This is a genomic window from Streptomyces sp. WY228, from assembly GCF_019287315.1.
Classification (GTDB): Bacteria; Actinomycetota; Actinomycetes; order Streptomycetales; family Streptomycetaceae; genus Streptomyces; species Streptomyces caviscabies.
In genome coordinates, this window is record NZ_CP079114.1 from 2,014,953 (window position 1) to 2,037,448 (window position 22,496).

The following is a 22,496-nucleotide window of genomic DNA, read 5'->3' on the forward strand; positions in this document are numbered from 1 at the left end:
CCCGTGGAATCAGTTGGGAATGAGGCCGTCGTCGCTGAGCATGGCGCGTACGTCTTCGAGGGTGGCGTCGGGCGCCGGCAGGATCAGCTCGGACGGCTCCAGGGAGTCGTCCGGCAGCGGAGTGCCGAGCTCGCGCACCTTGTCCAGGAGCGCGTGGAGCGTCGTGCGAAAGCCGGGGCCGTCGCCGCTCTCCATCTCCTTGAGCAGGACGTCGTCGAGCTCGTTCAGTTCGACGAAGTGACTGTCGGCCAGCTTGACCTGGCCCTCCCCCATGATCCGTACGATCATGACGCTGCCCTCACTGCTTGTCGAACTTGTGCGGGGACGACTGCTGCGACTGCTGCGCACTGTCCTGCGTGCCGCCCTCGATGGCCTGCTGCGAGGACGAGGAGCCGCCGGCCAGCTCGGCCTTCATGCGCTGCAGCTCCAGCTCCACGTCGCTGCCGCCGGAGATCCGGTCCAGCTCGGCGGCGATGTCGTCCTTCGCCGTGCCGGTCGGGTCGTCCAGGGCGCCGGAGGCGAGCAGTTCGTCGATGGCGCCGGCCCGCGCCTGGAGCTGCTGCGTCTTGTCCTCGGCCCGCTGGATCGCGAGGCCGACGTCGCCCATCTCCTCGGAGATGCCGGAGAAGGCCTCGCCGATCCGGGTCTGGGCCTGCGCCGCCGTGTAGGTGGCCTTGATGGTCTCCTTCTTCGTGCGGAAGGCGTCCACCTTGGCCTGCAGCCGCTGGGCCGCGAGGGTGAGCTTCTCCTCCTCGCCCTGCAGCGTGGTGTGCTGCGTCTCCAGGTCGGTGACCTGCTGCTGGAGGGCGGCGCGCCGTGAGAGCGCCTCGCGCGCCAGGTCCTCGCGGCCCAGCGCCAGCGCCTTGCGGCCCTGGTCCTCCAGCTTGGACGACTGGCCCTGCAGCTGATTGAGCTGCAGCTCCAGGCGCTTGCGGGACGTCGCCACGTCGGCGACGCCGCGGCGCACCTTCTGAAGCAGCTCCAGCTGCTTCTGGTACGAGTAATCGAGGGTCTCGCGCGGATCCTCGGCCCGGTCAAGGGCCTTGTTTGCCTTCGCGCGGAAGATCATCCCCATACGCTTCATGACACCGCTCATGGGCTTCGCGCGCCCCCTTCTGACGGACTGAGCTCCAGCACTCCCGATAGAACCCACAGTACGGGCCCTGCCTCTATTACCGCACTGTTCGGACGCCGATGTGCTCCTCCCCAAGGACGACTGCACCCGCGGAACGCTCCCGCCCAGGGTGTAGGTGAGGCCCCGGGACCTCTCCATGACGAACTCCGGAACGGGCGGTTAACGCCCGTATCCACCCGTCTCCACCCGTCGCCACCTGCCCGAACACTTTCGAGGACGCCGTCCGTTGCCGGATCGTTCCCGCCCGGGTCGACGGGCCCGCGCGAGAACCCCGTACCCTTGGGTTTTGTGTTCCGTAGCCGTGCCAAGACAGAGAAGGCCCCCACCGACAAGGTGACGGCGGACCTCTCCCAGCAGCCCCGCGACCCGCAGGCTCCCAAGGGTCGCCCCACCCCCAAGCGCAGCGAGGCCCAGTCGCAGCGCCGACGTGCCGCGTCCAGCGCGCCGACCGACCGCAAGGCGGCCATGAAGCGCCAGCGCGAAGCGCGCCGGGCCGACCTGGCCCGGCAGCGTGAGGCGCTCGCGTCGGGCGACGAGCGCTACCTCCCGGTCCGCGACAAGGGCCCGGTCAGGCGCTTCGTCCGCGATTACGTGGACTCGCGCTTCTGCATCGCCGAGTGGTTCCTGCCGCTCGCCGTGATCATCCTGATCCTCAGCGTGATCCAGGTGCAGAACATCCAGAGCATCTCGCTGCTGCTCTGGCTCGGCGTGATCATCCTGATCGTGATCGACTCGATCGGTCTGTCGCTGCGCCTGAAGAAGCAGCTGCGCGAGCGCTTCCCGGACACGCCGAAGCGCGGAGCCGTGGCGTACGGCCTGATGCGCACGCTCCAGATGCGCCGACTGAGGCTCCCGAAGCCGCAGGTCAAGCGCGGAGAGCGGCCCTGAGCACGGAGACCTCCGGCACGACCGGGGTCTCCTCGGCGTGCCCGGCAGGTCCCGTCGGCGTACGCGACCGGGTCCGCCAGGAGCTCGTCGCACGGCAGCTGGACGAGCAGATAGCCGCCCGCTTCCCGGTGGGGCGGCGGCTGCGCGTCCTGGACGTCGGCATGGGCCGGGGCACCCAGGCGCTGCGCCTCGCGCGGGCCGGTCACTCGGTGACCGGCCTGGAGTCGGACGCCGGGCTGCTGACGGCGGCCCGCGCGGCCCTGGCGACCGAGCCGGAGGGCATCCGGGATCGGGTCAGGCTGATCGAGGGCGACGGCCGGGACACCGGTGTGCACTTCCTGCCCGGCAGTTTCGACGTGGTGCTCTGCCACGGCGTCCTGATGTACGTCGAGGAGCCGGACCCGATGCTGGCCGGGCTCGCCCGGATGCTGGCCCCCGGCGGCCTGCTCTCCCTGCTCGTACGGAACGCGGACGCGCTCGCGATGCGCCCGGGGCTCGCCGGTGACTTCGGCGCGGCCCTGACCGCCTTCGACACCGCCACGTACACCGACCACCTCGGCACCACGGTGCGCGCGGACCGGCTCGACGCGCTGCGGGCCACGCTCGCGGGCATCGCCGCGCCGCTGCACGCCTGGTACGGGGTGCGGGTCTTCACCGACGGCGTGGAGAGCGAGGCGGAGCCGCCGGCCGAGGAGCTGGACCGGATCCTGACCCTGGAGGACCGGGCCGGGCGGACCGACCCGTACCGGGGTGTGGCGGCGCTGCTGCATCTGTGCGGGGTGCGCGGCTGACAGCGCCGCGCCCGCCCTCTCCACGTACGTCTCTCCTCGCGCCCCCGGTGCTCCCGCCACTGGCGGGGGCCGCAGTCAGGGCGTCGGGACACCTCTGCACGGCCGCCTCCGCCGGGTCACTCTGGCGGTAGGCAGGAATCACGGGTGTCCGAGGGGGAGCCAATGACCGTGTCATGCGACGAAAGTACGGCGGTACGGGACACGGCGGCGGTCCCCGTGCGGTGGCCGGGCACGGCGCGCGGAGGCGGACGGGAAGAGGCGACCCGGGCGATGGCCGACGTGCTGTTCGCCTCCTTCGCCAGGAGCGACCAGCGGCGCAAGGGCGAGCAGTATCTGCGCGGCATGCTGAGCACTCCGGGCCGCAAGTCCATCCGCAACATCGCCGCGCACGTCGGGGGTGCGGCGACCGAGCAGAGCCTGCACCACTTCATCTCCAGCTCCACCTGGGACTGGAGGCCGGTCCGGCAGGCGCTGGCGGGATATCTCACCCGGATCGACCCGCCCCAGGCCTGGGTGGTGCACCCGATGCCGATTCCCAAGGCCGGTGACCGGTCCGTCGGGGTCGACCAGGGTTTCGATCCGTGCCTCGGGGCCTTCCGCGGGCAGCGGGCCTTCGGCGTCTGGTACGGATCGAGGACCCTCAACTCCCCGGTCAACTGGCGCCTGTTCCTGTCCGGTTCCTGGGTTCAGGACCCGCTGCGCCGGCGGCAGGCCGAGATTCCGGAAGGCACCCGGGAGGAGACGCTGGAGGAGTGCGCGGCGACCGCGGCACTGGACGTCCTGGGCTCCTGGGACGTGCCGTCGCGACCGGTGGTGCTGAACACCCACATCGCCCACGCCGCCGCCACCATGGGCCGGTTCACCGAAGTGGGCATCCCGGTGATCGCGCGGATCGGCGCGACGGCACGGCTCACCGTCCACGATCCCGCGCTGCCCGGCCGGGGCGGCGCCCCGCTGCCGGCCGGGCTGATCGCCACGGCCGCCATGCGGTTGCGGCGCGGTGTGGAGTGGGCCGACGAGCCGGGCGCGTACCGCGAGTCGCGGGGGACGCTGACGGCGGCGGTGCGGGTGGGCGCGGAGAGCGGCGGGGCCGATCCGTACCGCGGGGAGCTGTCGCTGCTCGGCGAGTGGGACGGGGCGGGGCACTCACCGCAGGCGCTGTGGGTGACCAACATGACGTCGGCGCCGGCTCCGGCGCTGCTGCGGCTGACGCGGCTGGGCGGGAGGGCGTGCCGCGATCTCGCCGCCGCCGGGGAGGACGTGGGCCTCAAGGACTTCGAGGGCCGGTCGTTCAACGGCTGGCACCGGCACATCACCCTGGCCTCGGCCGCCCACGCCGTCGCCGCCCTGAGCGGGCCCCGGTCCGCCGCCGACGGTCACGGGCCGCGGTCCGCCTGATCCGGGCGCGGGCCCGGATCAGGGGCGCCGGACGGCCTCGCGGGCGCGTTGGAGGCGGAGCGCGAGCTGGATCTCCAGCGCGGTCGCCGGCCGCTGCCAGTCGGCCCCGAGGAGATCGGTGATCCGCTCCAGGCGGCGCGCCACGGTGTTGGTGTGCACATGCAGTTCGAGCGCGGCACGGCTGGGGCTGCCGCCGTTGGAGAAGTACGCGTCCAGCGTGCCGGCCAGATCGGTCGAGCGCTGCCGGTCGTAGTCGAGGACCGGGCCGATGGCGGAGGCGACGAAGGCCTCCACATCATGGTCGTCGGAGACCAGCAGCCCGAGGAAGCCCAGGTCACCGGCGGCCGCGACGCCGCCGCGGCCGCCGATCGCGATCAGGGTGTCCAGGCAGCGCACCGCTTCCGCGTAGGCCGTGTCCGCCGAGGCGAAGCCGTGGACCGGTCCGGCGGCGCCGGCCGACACGGCGTGGCCCAGCAGCGCCGTCAGTTCGTCGACGGCGCTCCTGGCCGCGGCCGAGGGGTCCGAGCCCGGCAGGAGCAGCACCAGGCACTCACGGCGTACGGTCTTCAGACCGGCGTGCCGGTAGGCGTAGGAGGAGGCCCAGATCGCCGCCTCGCCCTGCTTGCCCTCGGGCCGCAGCACCACCATCACATGGTCGACCGCCGGGTCGAGGCCCAGCCGGTGGGCCCGCTCGGCGAGATGGCGCGGGGCGCCGGTGGTTCCGGAGAGCAGATCGTCGAGGTAGTCGTCACGGATCGGGCCGGCGGCGGTCGCCAGGTCGTGGCGCAGCAGCACGGTGGCGACGGTCTGCGCGGTGAAGTGGAGCAGGCGTCGGCGCTCGTCGCCGAACGCCTCCCCGGTCCGGCAGATGAGCAGTCCCGGGCCTTCCACCCCGGTGGTCACATGGGCGGCCCACAGGTCGTCGGCGAGTCGTACGGCGGCTGCGCCCGCCCTGGAGTCCGCGATGCCGCGCACCATCGAGGCGGCGTCGGCCCGGGGCGGCTCGCCGGTGCCGGCCAGCACGCGTCCGGCCGCGTCCCGCACGGCGAGGTCGCCGCCCAGCGCGCTCGCCGCGTACCGGACGATGTCGTGGAGGCTCCGGCCCTCCAGGCACATGCCGGAGAGCGTGGTCTGGGCGTCGGCCAGCCGGCGGGCCGCGGCGAGCTCCTCGTCGAGGCGGGCGTTCTCGGCGAGCGCGCGGGCCAGCTCCGAGCGGACCCCGTCCATCCGCCTGGTCGCCTCGATCGCCGGCGCCGACAGGTCCGCCAGCAGACGCAGCAGGCTGACCTCGTCCGGTGTGAAGTGCCGGACCGCCCGGGACGCGCCGTACAGCGCTCCCACCATCCGGCCGCCGCTCGACATCGGCACGGCGAGCACCGCGTGCAGGCCCTCGGAGCGGACGACCCGGTCGATCTCCTCGGTGTGCGGGAAGCTGTCGTCGGCCAGGTAGTCGGCGGTCCAGTACGGGGCGCTCCGGTCCTGTGCCAGCTCTCCCAGACCGCGTCCCCGGTCCATCTCCAGGCCCACGTTGAGGGCCGTGGTGTCACCGTCGGAGTTGTGGACGTAGCTGCCGCCGTCGGCGATCCGCAGGCTGACGTAGGCCATGTCGAGGCCCAGCAGCCGTCGCGCGTGCCGGGTCACGACGTCGAGGCGCTCGTCCAGGCCCTTGTGGCGGAAGATGTCCCGCCCGGTGTCGACCAGGGCCGCCAGCGCGGATTCGCGGCGGCGTTGCCGCTCCGTCGTGGCACGGATGTCCAGTGCCGTGCGGACGGCGTGGCGGAGCCGGTTCCTCCGGTCGGGTCCGAGGGGGAGCTCGCCGGCCCGGCGGAGCAGGCTCTCGAAGTCCCCCGGAGGGGCGTCCCTGGCCAGCAGGTCGAGGATCTCGCCCACTCCGAAATCGCTCTCAGCGTTCTCTGAGGTCTCTGATTCCACTGAATCCCCCGGTTCAGAAGTCAAGATCGCTGGCAGAGCGTAGTTTCCTCCCGCACGGCACGGCAAGCAGTGTCCATTATTCCGGCATTCGACGGTGTGTTCCGGCCACATCTTCTTCGGCTCGCAGGGTCGCCGGACCACCTTTCGGGCCGCGGTGCAGCCGGAAATCATCGCGTAGGACATACCCGGGGAGCGATGCCCGGATTTCAACAGGGGTGAATATGACAGGAACAGCCGGTTTCGCGGGTTCGCTCGCACGCAGCAGGGCGACGCCGACGAGCGCGGGCGGCTCCCGGGTCTTCGCGCTGGCGGGTCGCGAATGGGACCTGCTGGACGGGGTGTTCGCACCCACGCATTCGGCGACGACCCTCGTGGCCATGGAACTGCTGGGCCTCGCCGGCGGCGGGCAGGACTTCCGCCGCCGGGGCTCCTTCCTGGAGATCGGCTCCGGTACGGGCGTCATCGCGGTGTCCGCGGCACTGGCCGGATGCGATCGGGTGGTGGCCACGGACATCAACCCGGCCGCCGCCCGGAACACCGCGCTCAACGCCCGACGGCACGGCCTGGCGGGGCGGTTGACCGCACTGCAGGGGGATCTCTTCGAGCCGCTCGGCGCGCACGAGCGCTTCGACACCGTGTACTGGCACTCCAACTACGTGCTGGCTCCGGCCGGATACCGGTACGAGGCCGACATCGAGCGCGCCTATGTGGACCCGGGCTACCGGGCGCACCGGCGCTATCTGTCCGAGGCGCCCGGGTTGGTGGCTCCCGGAGGCGCCGCGCTGCTCCAGTTCAGCGAGCGCGGGGATCTCGGACTGCTGCGACGACTGGCCGACGAGTGCGGCCGGACACTGCGGCCACTGCGTCGCAGGCGACTTCGGGAAGGCGCCGCGGACATCGAACTCACGCTTTATGAAATCTGTGTGAACAGATGAACGGAACGAGCCGTCGACTGCGCGTTCCTTGCGACACCTTTTCCACGCATGGCGAACCGGAGAACCGGTGCTACAGGCCATCGAAAGGCGCAACAACAGGCGATCCACAGAAAAGGCGAACCGATATCCATATGCGACACGGAGGCCCGGTCGCCGTTTCTCCCCCAGGACGGCCCGCCGGACTTGACGGATTACCGCGCACCTGACGGAGTCGCGGAATCCTTGTTGGCCCCGCGTCGCTCCGTCCCGCACGATCGTGCCGGCGGAGATGTGGTTGACGTGGCGGCCGACGGACCGGCCGGAAGGGGGACGGCTCGGTGACGCGCAGGGAGGCACGGCCCGACGGCCACGGCGGCGCGGTGGCGAAGGAACCACCGGTGAGGGTTCCGGTCGACTCGCTCCTGCCGGCCGACTCGGCGCGTGGCGCTCTCGACGAGAAGCACGTGCAGGTGCTCGCGGCGCTGGAGGGCGACTTCGAGCCGGTCCTCGTGCACCGGCCGACCCTGCGTGTCATCGACGGCATGCACCGGCTCTCCGCCGAGGTGCTGCGCGGACGGCAGGACATCGCGGTCCGGTTCTTCGACGGAAGCGAGGCGGACGCCTACGTCCTGTCCGCGCGGGCGAACGTCCGGCACGGACTGCCGCTCACGCTCGACGAGCGGCGCACGGCGGCGACCCGGATCCTGCGCTCCCATCCGCACTGGTCCGACCGGTCCGTCGCGGAGTGCGTGGGGCTCAGCGGAAAGACCGTGGGGCGCCTGCGCAGGTGTGCGACCGAGGAAATTCCTCAGTCGCCCACCCGGACGGGCCGCGACGGCACGGTGCGGCCGGTCAACAGCGAACAGGGCCGCCTGCTGGCCGCGCGGCTGATGACCGCGGACCCCGGCGCCTCGCTGCGGGAACTCGCCCGGCTGGCCGGGGTGTCCACCGCCACGGTCCGCGATGTGCGCGACCGGGTGCTGCGTGGCGACGACCCCGTTCCCGCCGGCCGGCCGGCAGCCGGTGAGGAGCCCCCGCCGACGACGCCCGCGGCGGTTCCCCGTCCGGCCGGCGCGGTGTACCGATGTGACGCGACCGCCACCGACACGGTGCGCAGGCTGGTGAAGGATCCTTCGCTCAAGGGCTCCGAGCCCGGCCGGCTGCTCCTGCGCACCCTCCTGGCCACCGAGATCAGCGAACAGCAGTGGCGGGAGATCGCGGCGGCGCTTCCCGACCACTGCGCTCCGCTGGTCCGGGCCGCGGCGGCCCGCCGTGCCGCGGACTGGGCCGCGCTCGCCGGAGCGGTGGCACGAGGGGCTTCGGGAGCGGCCTGACCACCCGGCCTCCGTCCCGGAAATCCAACGGTATATCGAAAGCCCCGAAAAACGTGTGTGCGGTTTTCTTCTCCGCCCGTGATGCGGCCCCTAGTGTCTTTATACGTAAGCACTCGCCGTTCACCGCGAAGGGAAAAGCGTGCCCGAGAACAATGACTCCCAGGGCTTCACCGATGCCGTGGAGCTGCGCCGCAGGAACCGCGCCGTCGTCGAGACGTACATGAACACGAAAGGCCAGGACCGGCTTCGCCGGCACGAGTTGTTCACCGAGGACGGCAGCGGCGGTCTGTGGACGACGGACACCGGCTCCCCCATCGTCATCAAGGGCCGGGACCGGCTGGCCGAGCACGCGGTCTGGTCGCTGCAGTGCTTCCCGGACTGGGAGTGGTACAACATCCGCGTCTTCGGGACGGACGACCCGAACCACTTCTGGGTGGAATGCGACGGTCACGGCAGCATCCGCTTCCCCGGATATCCCGACGGATATTACGAGAACCACTTCCTTCATTCCTTCGCACTGGAGGACGGGAAGATCAAGCAGAACCGCGAGTTCATGAATCCGTTCGAGCAGCTCCGTGCGCTCAGCATTCCCGTGCCGGAGATCAAGCGCGCCGGCATACCCACCTGATCGTCCTCCGGACAGGAGAGCGGAATGAACAACGCACTGCACGGCATCGAGAGCGGTGCCGCCCTGCAACAGCCGGAGTGGGGCGATCTGCAGCAGCTCCGGCGGGTGCGGGAGACCCTGGAGGCACGCCCGCCGCTCGTACGGGCCCAGGACATCCGGACGCTGCGCTCACTCCTGGCCAGGGCCGCGGCCGGCGAGGCCATGGTGGTCCAGGCGGGCGACTGTGCCGAGGACGTGGACGAACACACCACCGGCTATGTCTCGCGCAAGACGGCCGTCCTGGACCTGCTCGCGGGTTCGCTGCGCATGGCGACCCATCTGCCGGTGATCAGGGTGGGCCGGATCGGGGGCCAGTTCGCCAAGCCGCGGTCCCGGCCCACCGAGATCGTCGACGGCCTCGAACTCCCCTCGTACCGGGGAGACATGGTGAACGGTCCGGAGCCCTCCCCGGAGAGCCGCCGTCCCGACCCGCTGCGGATCCTCGCCGGATACATGGCGGCCAACGACATCGTGGAGCATCTGGGCTGGAAGGGCCGCACCGACGGCAGCGGCATCGAGGCGCCGGTCTGGACGAGCCACGAGGCGCTGCTGCTCGACTACGAGATCCCGATGCTGCGCCAGGACGAGCACGGCGGTCTGTACCTCAGCTCCACCCATCTGCCCTGGATCGGCGAGCGGACCCGGCAGCTCGACTCCGTACACGTGGAACTGCTCTCCAAGGTGTTCAATCCGGTCGCCTGCAAGGTGGGCCCGTCGATGACCCCCGACGAGCTGCGGGCCCTGTGCGAACGGCTCGATCCCTCCCGGGAGCCGGGCCGGCTCACGCTGATCGCCCGGATGGGCGCCGACACGGTCGCCGACCGGCTGCCCGCCCTCGTCCACGCGGTGCGGGGCGCCGGCCATCCGGTGATCTGGCTGACCGACCCCATGCACGGCAACACCGTGCCGGCTCCCGGGGGCCTCAAGACCCGGATGGTGGAGACGGTGGCCCGTGAGGCGGCCGCCTTCCGGGAGGCGGTCGTCTCGGCCGGCGGGGTGGCGGGCGGGCTGCACCTGGAGACCACGCCCGACGCGGTGACCGAGTGCGCGGACGACGAGGCGGCCCTCGGCCGCGTCGCGGAGCGGTACACCAGCCGCTGCGATCCGCGGCTGAACCCGGCCCAGGCCCTGCGCGTCGTCTCGGCCTGGAACGGCTGACGCACCGCCCCACGGAAACCGGAGCCCGGAAACCAGAGCCCGGAAACCAGAACCAGGAGGCACAGGACGTGTCCGGTATACCCCGTATCAACTCCTACCCGCTGCCGGCATCCGGTGATCTGCCGGCCAACACGGCCCGCTGGTCCGTCGATCCGGACCGCTGCGTGCTGCTCCTGCACGACATGCAGCGCTACTTCCTGCGGCCCTTTCCCGACGACGTACGCGGTCCGCTGGTGCGCAACGCGGTCCTGCTGCGCGAGTGGTTCGCGGAGCGCGGGGCGCCGGTGGCGTACACGGCTCAGCCCGGCGGCATGGACGAGGAACAGCGCGGTCTGCTCAAGGACTTCTGGGGCCCCGGCATGCGTACGGCGCCCGCCGACCGTGAGGTGGTGGACGAACTCGCGCCCCGGCCGGACGACTGGGTGTTCACGAAGTGGCGCTACAGCGCCTTCTTCCGCTCCGACCTGCTCCGGCGGATGCGGGACGCCGGGCGGGACCAGATCGTCGTGTGCGGGGTCTACGCGCACGTCGGGGTCCTGATGTCGGCCGTCGAGGCGTTCACCAACGACATCCGGCCCTTCCTGGTGGCCGACGCGGTCGCCGACTTCTCCGAGGAGTACCACCACCTGGCACTGCGCTACGCCGCCGAGCGCTGTGCCATGGTCGTCACCGCCAAGGAGGTGCTCGGGTGAGCCTGCTGGACCGGGTGCTCGGCCCGGACCCGGGCCCGTACGCCCTGCTCCACCGGCCCGGCGCGACCGGCCCCGACGAACTGGAGCTCCTGGTCGGCGACGTCTGCCGGCCCGCGTCCCTGGCCGACATCCCGCTGCGCCCCGCCTCGGCCCCGGACGCGGAGCCCGGCCACGAGGTGCTGGCCGTCGTCCCGTACCGGCAGATCGCCGAGCGCGGCTTCAGCGCGGCGGACGACGGCGCACCGCTGATCGCGCTCACCGTGACCGGTCAGGAACGCGTGCCGCTCGCGCGGGTGATGGCGGCCGTCCCGGACGTACCGACCGTGCTGACCGGCGCCCACTTCGACATCGACGACGAGGAGTACGCGCGGACGGTACGCCGGGTCGTCACGGAGTCGATCGGCACCGGCGAAGGAGCCAACTTCGTCATCAAGCGCTCCTTCGTCGCCGATATCTCCGACTACGGTCCGGGCGCCGCCCTGGCCTTCTTCCGGCGGCTGCTGGAGCGCGAGACGGGCGCGTACTGGACCTTCGTCGTGCACACCGGCGACCGGACCTTCGTCGGTGCGTCGCCCGAGCGGCACATCAGTGTCCAGGGCTGCGGCACCGCCGTGATGAACCCCGTCAGCGGTACGTACCGCTACCCGCCGACCGGCCCCGAACTGCCGGGGCTCATCGACTTCCTCGCCGACCGCAAGGAGGTCGACGAGCTGTACATGGTGGTCGACGAGGAACTGAAGATGATGGCCCGGATCTGTGCGGACGGCGGCCGCGTCGTCGGCCCGTACCTCAAGGAGATGGCCCGCGTCGCCCACACCGAGTACCTCATCGAGGGGCACACGGACCGCGACGTCCGGGAGGTTCTCCGCGAGACGCTCTTCGCGCCGACGGTCACCGGCAGCCCGCTGGAGAGCGCCTGCCGTGTCATCCGCCGGCACGAGCCCGAGGGGCGCGGCTACTACAGCGGCGTCGTCGCCCTGATCGGCCGTGACGAGCGGCGGCGCCGCACGCTGGACTCGGCGATCGTCATCCGTACCGCCGACATCTCCGCGACCGGACGGGTACGGATCGGGGTCGGGGCCACCCTGGTGCGCCACTCCGATCCCGTGGCGGAGGCGGCCGAGACCCGGGCGAAGGCGGCCGGTCTGATCGCGGCGCTGGAGAGCGGTCCGAGCCGCTTCGCCACCCACCCGACCGTGCTGGCAGCTCTGGAGCGCCGCAACACCGACATCGCGCGCTTCTGGCAGGACCCGACGCAGAGCCGGTCGGTCCCGGTCGCCGACCTGGCCGGGCGCGAGGTGCTGGTGGTGGACGCGGAGGACACCTTCACCGCGATGATCGCCGGCCAGATCAGATCGCTCGGCATGTCCGTGACCGTACGGCGGTTCGACGAGGAGTACCGGCCGGACGCGTACGACCTGGTGGTCATGGGGCCGGGCCCCGGAGACCCGGGAGCCGCCGGGCATCCCAAGATCCGCCATCTGCACGACGCCGTGGGCGGCCTGCTGCGGGACCGCCGCCCCTTTCTCGCGGTCTGCCTCAGCCATCAGGTGCTCAGCCGGCGGCTCGGTTTCGAACTACGGCGCAGAGACATGCCGAACCAGGGGGTGCAGCGGGAGATCGATCTGTTCGGCCGGACGGAGAACGTCGGTTTCTACAACACGTTCGCGGCGGTCAGCACGGCGGACAAGAAGGAGGTGGACGGGACCGGGCTCGTGGAGGTCTGCCGCGATCCGCGCTCCGGTGAGGTCCACGCCCTGCGCGGTCCGCACTTCGCGTCCATGCAGTTCCACGCCGAGTCGGTGCTCACCCAGGACGGGCCGCGCATCGTCGGCTCCCTGGTGCGCGACGTCCTGCTGCCGTGAACGTCCCGCTCGACAACCACCAGGAGGACAGCCAGATGCACACGTACGTGGTCGTGGACGCTTTCGCGGAGGAGCCCCTCCGCGGCAACCCGGTGGCGGTGTTCCTCGACGCCGACGACCTGTCCGCGGAGCGCATGCAGAGCATCGCCCGGGAGATGAACCTCTCGGAGACCACCTTTGTGCTCTCCGCCGAGCAGGGCGGCGACGCCCGGATCCGGATCTTCACCCCGGTGAACGAACTCCCCTTCGCCGGCCATCCGATGCTCGGCACCGCCATCGCGCTCGGCGCCAGGACCCGGCAGGACCGGCTGCTGCTGGAGACCGCGATGGGCACCGTGCCGTTCGAACTGGACCGTGCGGAGGGCCGGGTGGTGGCCGCGCGGATGCGTCAGCCGGTGCCCACCTGGGAGCCGTTCGAGCGCGCCGACGAACTGCTGGAGGCCATCGGCGTGAAGAGTTCCACCCTGCCGGTGGAGATCTACCGCAACGGCCCGCGCCACGTGTTCGTCGGCTTTCCCGACATCCGGGCCCTGTCCGAGGCACACCCGGACCACCGTGCGCTCTCCCGGTTCCCGGACATGGCCACCAACTGTTTCGCCGGGTCGGGCACGCGGTGGCGCAGCCGGATGTTCTCCCCGGCGTACGGCGTCGTCGAGGACGCCGCCACCGGATCGGCGGCCGGACCGCTCGCCATCCATCTGGCCCGGCACGGACAGATCCCGTACGGACAGCCGATCGAGATCCTGCAAGGTGTGGAGATGGGCCGCCCCTCTCTGATGCTCGCGCGGGCGGAGGGCTCCGCCGAGGGCTTCCACAGCATCGAGGTCGGCGGGTCCGGAGCGCTCTTCTCCCGTGGCACAGCCCTGGTCTGACACACCCTCAGCCCCTCGTTCCGGGCCCGCACATCCCCGTACGTCAGTCGAAGAAGGAGGCCGTCATGGCCGGAGGCAGGTCGGAAACCCTCACCGGTTCCGTCGAGATCCCGTTCCCCGAGTACCACCACCCGCCGGCCGGTCCGGCCGGGCTGTTCCGGCAGTGGTACGAGACCGCGCTGCGGACCGGCGTACGCGAACCGAAGGCGCTGGCCCTGGCCACGGCGGACCGGCGGGGCCGGCCGTCGAGCCGGATCGTGGCGGTCAACGAGATCACCGACGAGGGGATCGTCTTCGCGACGCATCTCGGCAGTCAGAAGGGCCGGGAGCTGACGGAGAATCCGTGGGCCTCCGGCACGCTGTACTGGCGCGAGACCAGTCAGCAGATCAACGTCAGCGGTGCGGTGGAGCTCCTCGGCCGGGAGCAGGCCGAGGAGAAGTGGCTCAGCCGGCCCCTGTTCACGTATCCGGCGTCGGTGGTGTCGCGGCAGAGCGAGGAGCTGGTGGACCTCGCGGCGATCCGCGCGGAGATCGACCGGATGGCCGAGATCGGCGGTGTACTGCCGCGCCCGCAGAGCTATGTGGCCTATCTGCTGCGCTTCGACGGCGTGGAGTTCTGGGCCAACGGCGAGGACCGGCTGCACCAGCGGCTGCGCTACGACCGTGAAGGCGACGGCTGGTCGGTGCGGCGTCTCCAGCCCTGAGACCGGCCGGAACAGCACAGCCGATGGCGCGGCGGCCGACGGGCCCGCCGCGCCATCGGCGTGCCCGCCCCGGCGACTTGACATAGTTCCGCGCCCGCCATCGCTCCGCCGCCCCGGGGCCCGCACAATTTCTCTGCAAGCCATCGGACGGAGAGAAAACGAGGACGGTGTGACAGCGGAACCGCGCGATGTAGCAGTCGCCTATTTCAACGCCTGGCGGAGCAAGCGATTCGATGACCTGAGACTGCTTCTGTCCGACGGGACATTCAGCTATTCGGGCCCGCTGGCGGAAATCGACAATGCCGACGAGTGCCGTGACACGCTCGCCCGGCTCGGCGGCGTCATGACCGATCTGGTCGTGGAGAGGTCCTTCGTCTCCGACGCCGACGTGGTGACCTTCTTCACCGTGCACACGTCCGTCGCCTCGCCCAACAAGGTCGCCAACTGGCTGCATGTCGAGGACGGCAGGATCACCTCGATCCGCGCGGTCTACGACGCGCGCGAGATGGCCTCCATCTGACGCGGGACGGCCTCCGTCCGATCCGCACACCAGTCGAGAAGAGAGGTTCGACAGCCATGACCACCGCATATGAGCACGCCGCGACACCCGAGGACCTGGCCCGTCTCTGGGTGGACCGCGCCAACGCGGGAGACGCCGACGGACTGGCCGCGCTCTACGAGAAGGACGCCGTCATGGTGTTCCCGATGGGCGTGGAGCACGTGGGCAGGGACGCCATTCGGACGGCTTTCGCGCACATGTTGCAGCACTACACGCATTTCGAGTCGGAGGAGACGCTTCCGACCCTGCGGACGGGCGATATCGCGCTCACGTCCACGAGTCCGGCGGACCGCAGCCGCGGCCGTTATCAGGTGGCCAGGAGGCAGCCCGACGGAACGTGGCTGCGCATTCTGCACTCGTCCGGATACTTCGACGAATGATTCCCGAATCCGTTCTTCATGACGGGCGGTCACCACGGAAAGGACGACACGCGATGAGCGCGGACACCGCGACGGCCGACGGTTATGCCACGGGGCTGCTGAGCAAGGATCTGCCGACCGAGATCGACCGGCTGCGTCTGCTGGAGAAGGTGTACGACCCCGGCACCACGGCGATCCTGGACCGGATCGGCGTCGAACCCTCCTGGCACTGCCTGGAGATCGGGGCCGGGGCCGGTTCCATCGCCTACTGGCTGGCCGACCGGGTGCCGGACGGGCGGGTCCTCGCGCTCGACATCGACCCGCGGTACGTCGACGCCGAGTACGCGCCCCAACTGACGGTGTCGGCCACCGACATCGCCGACGAGGACTTCCCGGCCGGCTCGTTCCATCTCATCCACGCGCGCGCGGTGTTCATGCATCTGCCGGACCGGGAGGCGATCCTCCGCCGTGCCGTCCGGTGGCTGGCTCCCGGCGGGCGGATCGTCCTGGAGGACGTGCACTTCCTTCCCGCGGCCGACTCGCCGTATCCCGCGTGGCAGCAGATCAACGGCGCCTGGCTGGCCGCGCTGGCGGCACAGGGTATCGACCTGTCATGGGCACGCCGACTCCCTGCCGCGCTGGCCGCCGCCGGACTCGACGAGGTCGGTGTCTCCGTCACGCCCGGCGGCCTCGGCCTCGACGCCGTCCAGGACGAACTGCTGCGCATCCGCATGGTGCAGAGCGGGCCGAGCCTGGTCGACGCGGGCCTCGCCACCGGGCAGCAGGTCGAGGCGGCACGCGAACTGGTGGAGAGCCACCCGGCGCCCGACGTCTCCACGTACGTCTACTCCGCCTGGGCCCGCAAACCCGCCGCCTGACCGCGCCTCCCCTCCCCGCCCCTCTCCTCCCGGCTCCTCCCCCGCTCCCCTCCCCTCCGTCCCCACGGTGCCGGCCGGCGGCCGAGCACCTCGAAACCCCAGCGACAACGGCGGTGCCCCTCCATGAGTTCAACGCAGTCCAACACCCAGCCGACCACGGCTCCTCCTGAGCGAAAGCCGTCCAGCACGGTGATCGCCTGGCTGTCCTTCGTCACCATGTTCGTCATCGGAACCGACACCTTCCTGGTGGCGCCGATGCTCCCGACGCTGTCCGACGAGTTCGGCGTGACCACCAGCGTCTCCGGCTGGATGGTCAGTGCGTACGCCCTCGGCTTCGCCCTGTTCGCCCTCGTGGCGGGCCCGCTCTCGGACGGCCGCGACCGCCGCAGCGTGCTGCTCCTCGGCTTCGCCGGCTTCGCCGCGGCGACCGCGCTGTGCGGGGTGGCCCAGGGCTTCTGGAGCATGATCCTCTTCCGGGTGCTGGCCGGGATGTCGGCCGCGCTCGTCACTCCGCAGATCTGGGCGTCGATCCCCGTACTGGTCCCCGGGAACGCGGTGGTCAAGACCATGGGCTTCGCCGGCGCCGGAATGTCGATCTCCCAGGTCGTGGGCGTTCCGCTCGGCGGCTGGCTCGCCGCCAGCTCCTGGCACGTCCCGTTCTTCGCGGTGGCCGGCCTCTCCGCGGTGGCCTGGCTCGTCCTCTTCCGGGTCTTCCCCTCGGTCCAGGCCACCCCCGCCACCGAGCGGACCGGCTTCTTCGCGACCTACGCGGGGCTCTTCCGCTCCCGTATCTTCACCTGGTACCTGGTGGGCTATCTCGCCTACCAGACCGGGGTCTTCGAGACCATCTCCTTCATCGGCTCCTGGCTCTCGCGCGACTTCGGACTCGGCGTGAGCGCCATCGGCGCCGCCATGATGGCGCTCGGCGTCGGCATGGCGCTGACCTCGGTGTTCGGCAGCCATGTCATCAAGCGGCTCGGCGAACCGCGCACACTCGCCTGCACGTTCGTCGCGCTCGTCGTGCTGTACGGCGCCGTTCCGTTCGCGCCGAACCTCGCCGTCGCCATCACCCTGCTGGCCCTCGGCTCCGCGATGCTCGGCATCAACTACCCCATCTTCATGGCCATGCTGCTGTCGCAGACCACGGCGGCGAGGGGCACGGTCTCCTCGCTGGCGACCACGGCGCTGTACGTCGGCACGACCATCGGCGGATTCGTCGGCGGCGTCCTGCTGACCGAGTTCGAAGGCTTCTACGGGGTGGCCGGGTTCACCGTGCTCTGCCTGCTCCTCGCCGCGGTGGTCTTCGGCGGCGCGGGCGCCTTCAAGGCGCGGGCGGCGGAGCCCGCCACCGCCTGACCGGAGTGCCCACGGGTGGCCGTCCGCCGCGTTCCGCGCGGTGGGCGGCCACCGGCGGGCCCGGAGTCCGCGCGCGCCGCGGCCCTCCGGACCGCCCGGACCGACAGCGGGCCATCGCCGACCGACGGGGGAATCATGGACAACGTCCTGCCAACCGGCCCACCGCACCGGCCGATCAGCGTCGACGCCCCGGTCCTCGCGGATCTCTGCGCCACCGTGTTCGCCTCGCTGCCGCGCAGCGACCAGCGGGAGAGGGCCCATGGATACGTCCGTGCCCTCCTCACCACCGAAGGCCGGAAGACCTTCCGGAACATGGCCCGGGGGCTGGGCGGCGGCACCACGCTCGAACAGCGGCTGCACCATTTCGTCAGCTGCTCGACCTGGGACTGGGCGCCGGTACGCCGAGCGCTGAGCACGGTGATGGACGAAGCGGCGGCCCCGGACGCCTGGGTGCTGCGTCCGGTGGTCGTGCCGAAGGACGGCAACGGCTCCGTCGGGGTCCACCGGCGCTACGCGCCCGACCAGGGCCGGATGGTCAACGTCCAGTACGCCGTGGGGCTGTGGTCCGCCACCGGCGACACCTGCCATCCGCTGAACTGGCGCCTTCTGCTGCCGCGTACGTGGGCCGACGACCCCGAGCTCCGCGACCGCGGTTCGATTCCGCCGTCCGTACGCGCCGAGACCCCCGGTGAGTGCGCGGTACGGGCCTGTCTGGAGGTGGCCGCGGACCGGCCGGTGCGCCCGGTGGTGGCCGCCGTGGACGAGGCGGAGGCGATCGGTGTGATCCAGCAGCTGCGCTCCGCGGGCCTGCCCTTCCTGGTGCGGGCGGGCCGCGGCGTCCCCCTCGCGGTGGTCGGCCGGAACCCCGGCCGGGCCCCGGCCCGGCCGGCCTCCGCCCGCCGGCTCCTGGCGACGGCCCGTGGTCTCGCCTCCGCCGACGCTCCGGGTCCCGCCGTACGGGTGCGCTCGGCCCTGCGCGCGGCCCGTCCGGACAGCCTGCCGGGTGCGGACGATCTGCTGCTCCTGGGCGGGGACGGCACGGATGACGGGCCGTGGCTGACCGACATGGCCGACACACCTGTCTCGCGGCTGACCGCTCTCACCGCTCTGACCCGGGCGGCCGATCACGGCCTGGAGCACGTCACCGGCCGCCTGGGCATCAGGGACTTCACCGGACGGACCTTCGCGGGCTGGCACCGGCACACGACGCTGGTGTCCGTGGCGCACTGCGCGGTACGTCTGACGGAGCTCACGGGCGGCCGCGGACCGGCAGGCCGGTGACGACGGACCAGTGACGACGGACCGGTGTCCTTCAAGGGCCGGGGAAGTTGTACCCGGTATGAACACGATTCTGGTGACCGGTGCGACGGGCAAAGTGGGCGGGCACGTGGTGTCCTCCCTGGCGGCGAAGGGGGTTCCGGTGCGTGCGCTGGTCCGCGATCCGGACCGGGCCGCACTGCCGCACGGCGTGGAGGCCGTGACCGGCGACCTCACGGCTCCGGAGACGCTGGAGGCCGCGCTGCGCGGGGTGCGCGGGGTCTTCCTGATGTGGCCGGGCCTTCCGGTGGAGCCCAAGACCGTGGAGGCGGTGGCCGGACCGGACCGGCACGTGGTCTACCTCTCCACCGATGTCACCGACCTCGCCGACGGTGAGCCCGCCACCTCCTACCACCAGGAGATCGAGCGGCTGATCCGCAGGTCCGGAGCCGAGTGGACCTTCCTGCGGGCCATCGACTTCGCGACGAACACCCTGGGCTGGGCCGGCCAGATCCGACAGGGCGTCGTACGCCTGCCCTACGGAGGCGCGGCCCGGTCCCTGATCCATGAGCGGGACATCGCGGACGTGGCGGTCGAGGCGCTCACCTCCGAGGGCCACGGCGGATCCGCGTACCTGCTCACCGGCCCGGAGGCGATCACCCACACCGATCAGGTCCGGATCATCGGCGAGGCGATCGGGCGCGAGGTGCGCTGGGAGGAGCTGCCGGTGGAGACCGCCCGTCGGCAGCTCACGGAGGCCTGGGGCGACAGCGGCTTCGTGGACGCCAGGCTGAAGGCGTGGGCCGGTTTCGTGGACGTACCCGAACGCGTCACCGACACGGTGCCGCGCCTGCTCGGCCGGCCCGCGCGCACCTTCCGTTCCTGGGCGCGGGACCACGCCGACGACTTCCGCTGAGCGGGCCCGTTCGGCCCATCAGCACGGGCACCCGAACGGGCCGGCCGCCAGACTCCGGATATGGACGCATCCCCCTCCCGCAGCCGGGCGCGCAGGCTGCTGATCCCCCTGTCCGCCGCCGTCTGCGCCCTCGCCCTGACGGGTGGCTGCTCCGGTACGGCTCCGGCCCCGGCGCCCGAGGCCCCCGCCTCGGGCACGGCACAGGGTGCGGTCAAGCGCGCCCCCGACGATCTGCAGGACGCCTACCAGGCCGTCATCAACGACGTGCTGCCGTCGGTGGTGCAGATCGACGCCTCGGACAGCCTCGGTTCCGGGGTCGTCTACGACGACCGGGGACACATCGTCACCAATGCCCATGTGGTCGGCGACGAGAAGAAGTTCAAGGTCAGCGTGGCCACCGGGGAGGCGGTGCTGAACGCCTCGCTGGTCTCCTCCTACCCGGAGCAGGACCTGGCCGTGATCAAGCTCGACGATGTGCCGGACGGGCTGAAGCCCGCGAAGTTCGGCGACGCGGAGAAGGTCGAGGTGGGCCAGATCGTGCTGGCGATGGGCTCGCCGCTCGGCCTGTCCAGCAGCGTCACCCAGGGCATCGTCTCGGCGCTCGGCCGGACCGTGAGCGAGAGCCGGGCGGGCGGTGGCACGGGGGCGACGATCGCCAACATGGTGCAGACGTCCGCGGCGATCAATCCGGGCAACAGCGGTGGGGCGCTGGTCAATCTGGACAGCCAGGTGATCGGCATTCCGACCCTCGCGGCGACCGATCCGCAGATGGGCGACAGCGCGGCGCCGGGCATCGGCTTCGCGATCCCCGTCTCCATGGTGAAGACGGTCGCCGACCAGATCATCAAGGACGGCAAGGTCACCGACTCGGGCCGGGCCGCGCTGAACATCACCGGCCGCACGGTCGTCGACGACAACTACCGCCCGGCCGGGGTGGCGCTGGTCAGCGTGGACCGGGGCGGGGCCGCGGACAAGGCGGGGCTGGAGCCCGGCGACACGATCACGAAGATCGGGGACACCGCGGTCACCACGATCACCTCGCTCTCGGAGGCGCTGGCGGGTGACAGGCCGGGCCAGAAGGTGACGGTGACGTACACCCGCGACGGCGACAGCCGGACGGCGGAGGTCACGCTCGGGGAGATCTGATCCCCTGAAGAGCCCGAAGAGCATGAAGACAGGGGCGGTACGGGGTTCCCGTACCGCCCCTTCCCGTGGGCCGGGCGTCAGGCGCTGTCGGCCTGCAGGCTCATCGGGCCGTAGATCTTGGTGGTGTCCTCGAAGAGCGTCACCTGTGCGGCGCCGCCCTCCAGGAGCTCTTTCCAGTACTCACCGATCCAGGACTCCGCGTCGCCCTGGGTGGTGAACTCCTCCGGCTGCAACGCCGGCTCCGTCTCCGTACCGTCGGACTTCTCGAACCGCCACGTCCACGCCATGCCAGCCTCCCGGGTCGCGTTGCTGCTCCGCAGCCTAGCCGGGCGCGCACCTGGCCGGGGGACGCGGGAGGATCAAGGTGTGGAACTGACTCTGCTCGGCACCGGAGCCCCCGAAGGGCTGCCGCGCCCCTCCTGCCCCTGCGCGGTCTGCGCCTCGGCCCGCGGTCCGTGGGCGCGGGCCGCGACGGCCCTGCTGGTCGACGACGCCCTGCTGCTGGACCTCACCCCCGGAGCGGTGTTCGCGGCCGCCCGTGCGGGGCACTCGCTGAGCGCGGTCCGGCAGGTGCTGCTGACCCATCCGCACGACGGGCCCGCCGTCGAACTGCCCGCCCTGCTGCCGCCGGCCGCCCGGGTGCCGGACGGCCAGGTCCTGACGCTGATCAGCGGGCACCGGGTGCGGGCGGTGGCGATGGACGCGCCGGGGACCGGGTACGAGGTGACCGCGCCGGAGGGCGAGCGGCTGCTCTACCTGCCGCCGGGGGCCGCACCGGCGGGGCTCGACGGGCCCGCGGAGCAGCACTACGACATGGTCGTCCTCGATGTGATCGGACGGCCCGACGCGGTGGCCCGGCTGCGGTCGGCCGGCGCGGTCGGCCCGACGACCGAGGTGATCGCGGTCCACCTGGACCACGACGCCCCGCCGGGCGCGGCGCTGGAGCGGCGGCTCGCGGCGGCCGGGGCGCGGGCGGTGCCGGACGGGACGACGCTGGTGGTGGGCGAGTACCACGCGGTGCCGGACGTGCCGCGCCGGGTGCTGGTGACCGGGGGCGCGCGGTCGGGGAAGTCGCTGGAGGCGGAGCAGCGCCTGGAGACGTTCCCGGAGGTGGTGTACGTGGCGACCGGCGGCCGCCGCGACGGCGACCCGGAGTGGGCGGCCCGGGTCGGACTGCACCGGGAGCGCAGGCCGGGCGCCTGGCGGACCGAGGAGACCTGCGAGCTCACGGAGCTGCTGCGGGCGGACGGGCCGCCGCTGCTGATCGACTGCCTGTCGCTGTGGCTGACCGACGCGATGGACCGGGTGGCGGCCTGGGAGGACGAGCGGTGGCACGACGGCGGCGAGAAGGCGCTGCGGGCGCGGGTCGCGGAGCTGGTCGCGGCGGTGCGCGGGACCCAGCGGCCGGTGGTGCTGGTGACCAACGAGGTGGGGTCGGGGGTGGTTCCGGCGACGGCGGCGGGACGGCGGTTCCGGGACGAGCTGGGGCGGCTGAACGCGGCGGTGGCGGCGGAGTGCGAGCAGGTGCTGCTGGTGGTGGCGGGTCAGGTGCTGGTGCTGCGGGGGTGAGTCGGGCCGTGCCCTGCGGAGCCCGGTCCGTCCCCCGGGCCGACCGGTACTGTTCCCGGCAGGGCGTGTCCGGCGGACCCGCCCCGGGGGCCCGCCGCCGGGTTCC

Annotated in this window: 23 protein-coding genes; 19 read left to right on the top strand and 4 right to left on the bottom strand. The window is 71.8% G+C overall.

The genetic code is table 11. The features are described from left to right. Positions 1-9: 9 nt before the first annotated feature. Both KV381_RS08625 and KV381_RS08630 read right to left on the bottom strand, forming a co-directional pair. Positions 10-288 (bottom strand): hypothetical protein, encoded by a 279-nt coding sequence (locus KV381_RS08625; protein WP_006123934.1) that lies wholly within the window; start codon positions 286-288, stop codon positions 10-12. A 10-nt stretch (positions 289-298) separates the two neighbouring features. Beyond that, the gene (locus tag KV381_RS08630; protein ID WP_030080680.1) at positions 299-1,084 is read right to left on the bottom strand and encodes a PspA/IM30 family protein; all 786 of its coding nucleotides are present in this window, start codon (positions 1,082-1,084) and stop codon (positions 299-301) included. Between the two features lie 339 nt (positions 1,085-1,423). On the opposite strand from KV381_RS08630, the gene KV381_RS08635 reads away from it, so the two are divergent. The 3 genes from KV381_RS08635 to KV381_RS08645 all read left to right on the top strand — a co-directional run bounded on the left by KV381_RS08635 (position 1,424) and on the right by KV381_RS08645 (position 4,212). Further along, on the top strand, positions 1,424-2,023 hold the full coding sequence (locus tag KV381_RS08635) for a DUF3043 domain-containing protein (RefSeq protein ID WP_030080682.1): 600 nt from the start codon (positions 1,424-1,426) through the stop codon (positions 2,021-2,023). A gap of 98 nt (positions 2,024-2,121) precedes the next feature. Beyond that, positions 2,122-2,814, top strand: a complete 693-nt coding sequence (locus KV381_RS08640; protein WP_323185788.1) for a methyltransferase domain-containing protein — start codon at positions 2,122-2,124, stop codon at positions 2,812-2,814. A 162-nt stretch (positions 2,815-2,976) separates the two neighbouring features. Continuing rightward, positions 2,977-4,212, top strand: coding sequence for a transposase (locus tag KV381_RS08645; RefSeq protein WP_256995027.1), 1,236 nt, complete (start codon positions 2,977-2,979; stop codon positions 4,210-4,212). A gap of 18 nt (positions 4,213-4,230) precedes the next feature. Here the strand turns inward: KV381_RS08645 and KV381_RS08650 are convergent, their stop codons facing one another. Beyond that, positions 4,231-6,102 (bottom strand): helix-turn-helix domain-containing protein, encoded by a 1,872-nt coding sequence (locus tag KV381_RS08650; RefSeq protein ID WP_230543348.1) that lies wholly within the window; start codon positions 6,100-6,102, stop codon positions 4,231-4,233. A gap of 263 nt (positions 6,103-6,365) precedes the next feature. Between KV381_RS08650 and KV381_RS08655 the strand changes: the two genes are divergently transcribed. The 15 genes from KV381_RS08655 to KV381_RS08725 all read left to right on the top strand — a co-directional run bounded on the left by KV381_RS08655 (position 6,366) and on the right by KV381_RS08725 (position 20,821). After that, the gene (locus tag KV381_RS08655) at positions 6,366-7,079 is read left to right on the top strand and encodes a 50S ribosomal protein L11 methyltransferase (RefSeq protein WP_032785483.1); all 714 of its coding nucleotides are present in this window, start codon (positions 6,366-6,368) and stop codon (positions 7,077-7,079) included. A gap of 317 nt (positions 7,080-7,396) precedes the next feature. Further along, the gene (locus tag KV381_RS08660; RefSeq protein WP_158688298.1) at positions 7,397-8,392 is read left to right on the top strand and encodes a hypothetical protein; all 996 of its coding nucleotides are present in this window, start codon (positions 7,397-7,399) and stop codon (positions 8,390-8,392) included. Positions 8,393-8,531: 139 nt separating this feature from the next. Further along, positions 8,532-9,020 (top strand): PhzA/PhzB family protein, encoded by a 489-nt coding sequence (locus KV381_RS08665; RefSeq protein WP_030622632.1) that lies wholly within the window; start codon positions 8,532-8,534, stop codon positions 9,018-9,020. A gap of 24 nt (positions 9,021-9,044) precedes the next feature. Next, entirely contained in the window at positions 9,045-10,217 is a 1,173-nt protein-coding gene (locus KV381_RS08670; protein ID WP_030080694.1) for a 3-deoxy-7-phosphoheptulonate synthase, read from the top strand. 68 nt (positions 10,218-10,285) lie between these two features. Further along, a complete protein-coding gene (locus tag KV381_RS08675) occupies positions 10,286-10,909 on the top strand; it encodes an isochorismatase family protein (RefSeq protein WP_030622630.1) in 624 nt (207 codons plus the stop codon). Continuing rightward, positions 10,906-12,774: an anthranilate synthase family protein gene (locus KV381_RS08680; protein ID WP_030080699.1), complete on the top strand. Its 1,869-nt coding sequence runs from the start codon at positions 10,906-10,908 to the stop codon at positions 12,772-12,774. The genes KV381_RS08675 and KV381_RS08680 overlap by 4 nt, the downstream gene beginning before the upstream one ends. Next, positions 12,771-13,646, top strand: coding sequence for a PhzF family phenazine biosynthesis isomerase (locus KV381_RS08685; protein ID WP_281727696.1), 876 nt, complete (start codon positions 12,771-12,773; stop codon positions 13,644-13,646). Before KV381_RS08680 ends, KV381_RS08685 begins: the two co-directional genes overlap by 4 nt. 65 nt (positions 13,647-13,711) lie before the next feature. Next, positions 13,712-14,350: a phenazine biosynthesis FMN-dependent oxidase PhzG gene (gene phzG / locus KV381_RS08690; RefSeq protein ID WP_030080702.1), complete on the top strand. Its 639-nt coding sequence runs from the start codon at positions 13,712-13,714 to the stop codon at positions 14,348-14,350. 169 nt (positions 14,351-14,519) lie between these two features. After that, a complete protein-coding gene (locus tag KV381_RS08695) occupies positions 14,520-14,870 on the top strand; it encodes a nuclear transport factor 2 family protein (RefSeq protein ID WP_030622628.1) in 351 nt (116 codons plus the stop codon). Between the two features lie 56 nt (positions 14,871-14,926). Further along, a complete protein-coding gene (locus tag KV381_RS08700) occupies positions 14,927-15,289 on the top strand; it encodes a nuclear transport factor 2 family protein (RefSeq protein ID WP_030622624.1) in 363 nt (120 codons plus the stop codon). Between the two features lie 53 nt (positions 15,290-15,342). Beyond that, positions 15,343-16,146 carry a trans-aconitate 2-methyltransferase gene (locus KV381_RS08705; protein WP_063755514.1) on the top strand — a complete coding sequence of 268 codons (804 nt, stop codon included), beginning with the start codon at positions 15,343-15,345 and terminating at the stop codon, positions 16,144-16,146. Between the two features lie 123 nt (positions 16,147-16,269). Then, positions 16,270-17,502, top strand: coding sequence for an MFS transporter (locus KV381_RS08710; RefSeq protein WP_050504709.1), 1,233 nt, complete (start codon positions 16,270-16,272; stop codon positions 17,500-17,502). Positions 17,503-17,637: 135 nt separating this feature from the next. Then, entirely contained in the window at positions 17,638-18,783 is a 1,146-nt protein-coding gene (locus KV381_RS08715) for a transposase (RefSeq protein WP_086777974.1), read from the top strand. A 58-nt stretch (positions 18,784-18,841) separates the two neighbouring features. Further along, positions 18,842-19,675 carry an NmrA family NAD(P)-binding protein gene (locus KV381_RS08720; RefSeq protein WP_086777975.1) on the top strand — a complete coding sequence of 278 codons (834 nt, stop codon included), beginning with the start codon at positions 18,842-18,844 and terminating at the stop codon, positions 19,673-19,675. A 60-nt stretch (positions 19,676-19,735) separates the two neighbouring features. After that, complete coding sequence (locus tag KV381_RS08725) at positions 19,736-20,821, top strand: S1C family serine protease (RefSeq protein ID WP_218785006.1); 1,086 nt, start codon at positions 19,736-19,738, stop codon at positions 20,819-20,821. 77 nt (positions 20,822-20,898) lie between these two features. Here the strand turns inward: KV381_RS08725 and KV381_RS08730 are convergent, their stop codons facing one another. Further along, positions 20,899-21,108, bottom strand: coding sequence for a hypothetical protein (locus KV381_RS08730; RefSeq protein WP_030080718.1), 210 nt, complete (start codon positions 21,106-21,108; stop codon positions 20,899-20,901). Between the two features lie 79 nt (positions 21,109-21,187). Here KV381_RS08730 and KV381_RS08735 point away from each other — a divergent pair, with 79 nt between their 5' ends. Beyond that, positions 21,188-22,390, top strand: a complete 1,203-nt coding sequence (locus KV381_RS08735; RefSeq protein WP_218785007.1) for a bifunctional adenosylcobinamide kinase/adenosylcobinamide-phosphate guanylyltransferase — start codon at positions 21,188-21,190, stop codon at positions 22,388-22,390. The last annotated feature ends 106 nt before the right edge of the window (positions 22,391-22,496 follow it).

Excerpts from the sequence above, each read along its gene's own strand:
- KV381_RS08710 (WP_050504709.1), top strand. The coding sequence starts at position 16,270 with ATGAGTTCAACGCAGTCCAACACCCAGCCGACCACGGCTCCTCCTGAG.
- KV381_RS08630 (WP_030080680.1), bottom strand. The coding sequence starts at position 1,084 with ATGAAGCGTATGGGGATGATCTTCCGCGCGAAGGCAAACAAGGCCCTT.
- KV381_RS08705 (WP_063755514.1), top strand. The coding sequence starts at position 15,343 with ATGAGCGCGGACACCGCGACGGCCGACGGTTATGCCACGGGGCTGCTG.
- KV381_RS08645 (WP_256995027.1), top strand. The coding sequence starts at position 2,977 with ATGACCGTGTCATGCGACGAAAGTACGGCGGTACGGGACACGGCGGCG.
- KV381_RS08655 (WP_032785483.1), top strand. The coding sequence starts at position 6,366 with ATGACAGGAACAGCCGGTTTCGCGGGTTCGCTCGCACGCAGCAGGGCG.
- KV381_RS08720 (WP_086777975.1), top strand. The coding sequence starts at position 18,842 with ATGAACACGATTCTGGTGACCGGTGCGACGGGCAAAGTGGGCGGGCAC.
- KV381_RS08625 (WP_006123934.1), bottom strand. The coding sequence starts at position 288 with ATGATCGTACGGATCATGGGGGAGGGCCAGGTCAAGCTGGCCGACAGT.
- KV381_RS08700 (WP_030622624.1), top strand. The coding sequence starts at position 14,927 with ATGACCACCGCATATGAGCACGCCGCGACACCCGAGGACCTGGCCCGT.
- KV381_RS08725 (WP_218785006.1), top strand. The coding sequence starts at position 19,736 with ATGGACGCATCCCCCTCCCGCAGCCGGGCGCGCAGGCTGCTGATCCCC.
- KV381_RS08670 (WP_030080694.1), top strand. The coding sequence starts at position 9,045 with ATGAACAACGCACTGCACGGCATCGAGAGCGGTGCCGCCCTGCAACAG.
- KV381_RS08715 (WP_086777974.1), top strand. The coding sequence starts at position 17,638 with ATGGACAACGTCCTGCCAACCGGCCCACCGCACCGGCCGATCAGCGTC.
- phzG (WP_030080702.1), top strand. The coding sequence starts at position 13,712 with ATGGCCGGAGGCAGGTCGGAAACCCTCACCGGTTCCGTCGAGATCCCG.
- KV381_RS08730 (WP_030080718.1), bottom strand. The coding sequence starts at position 21,108 with ATGGCGTGGACGTGGCGGTTCGAGAAGTCCGACGGTACGGAGACGGAG.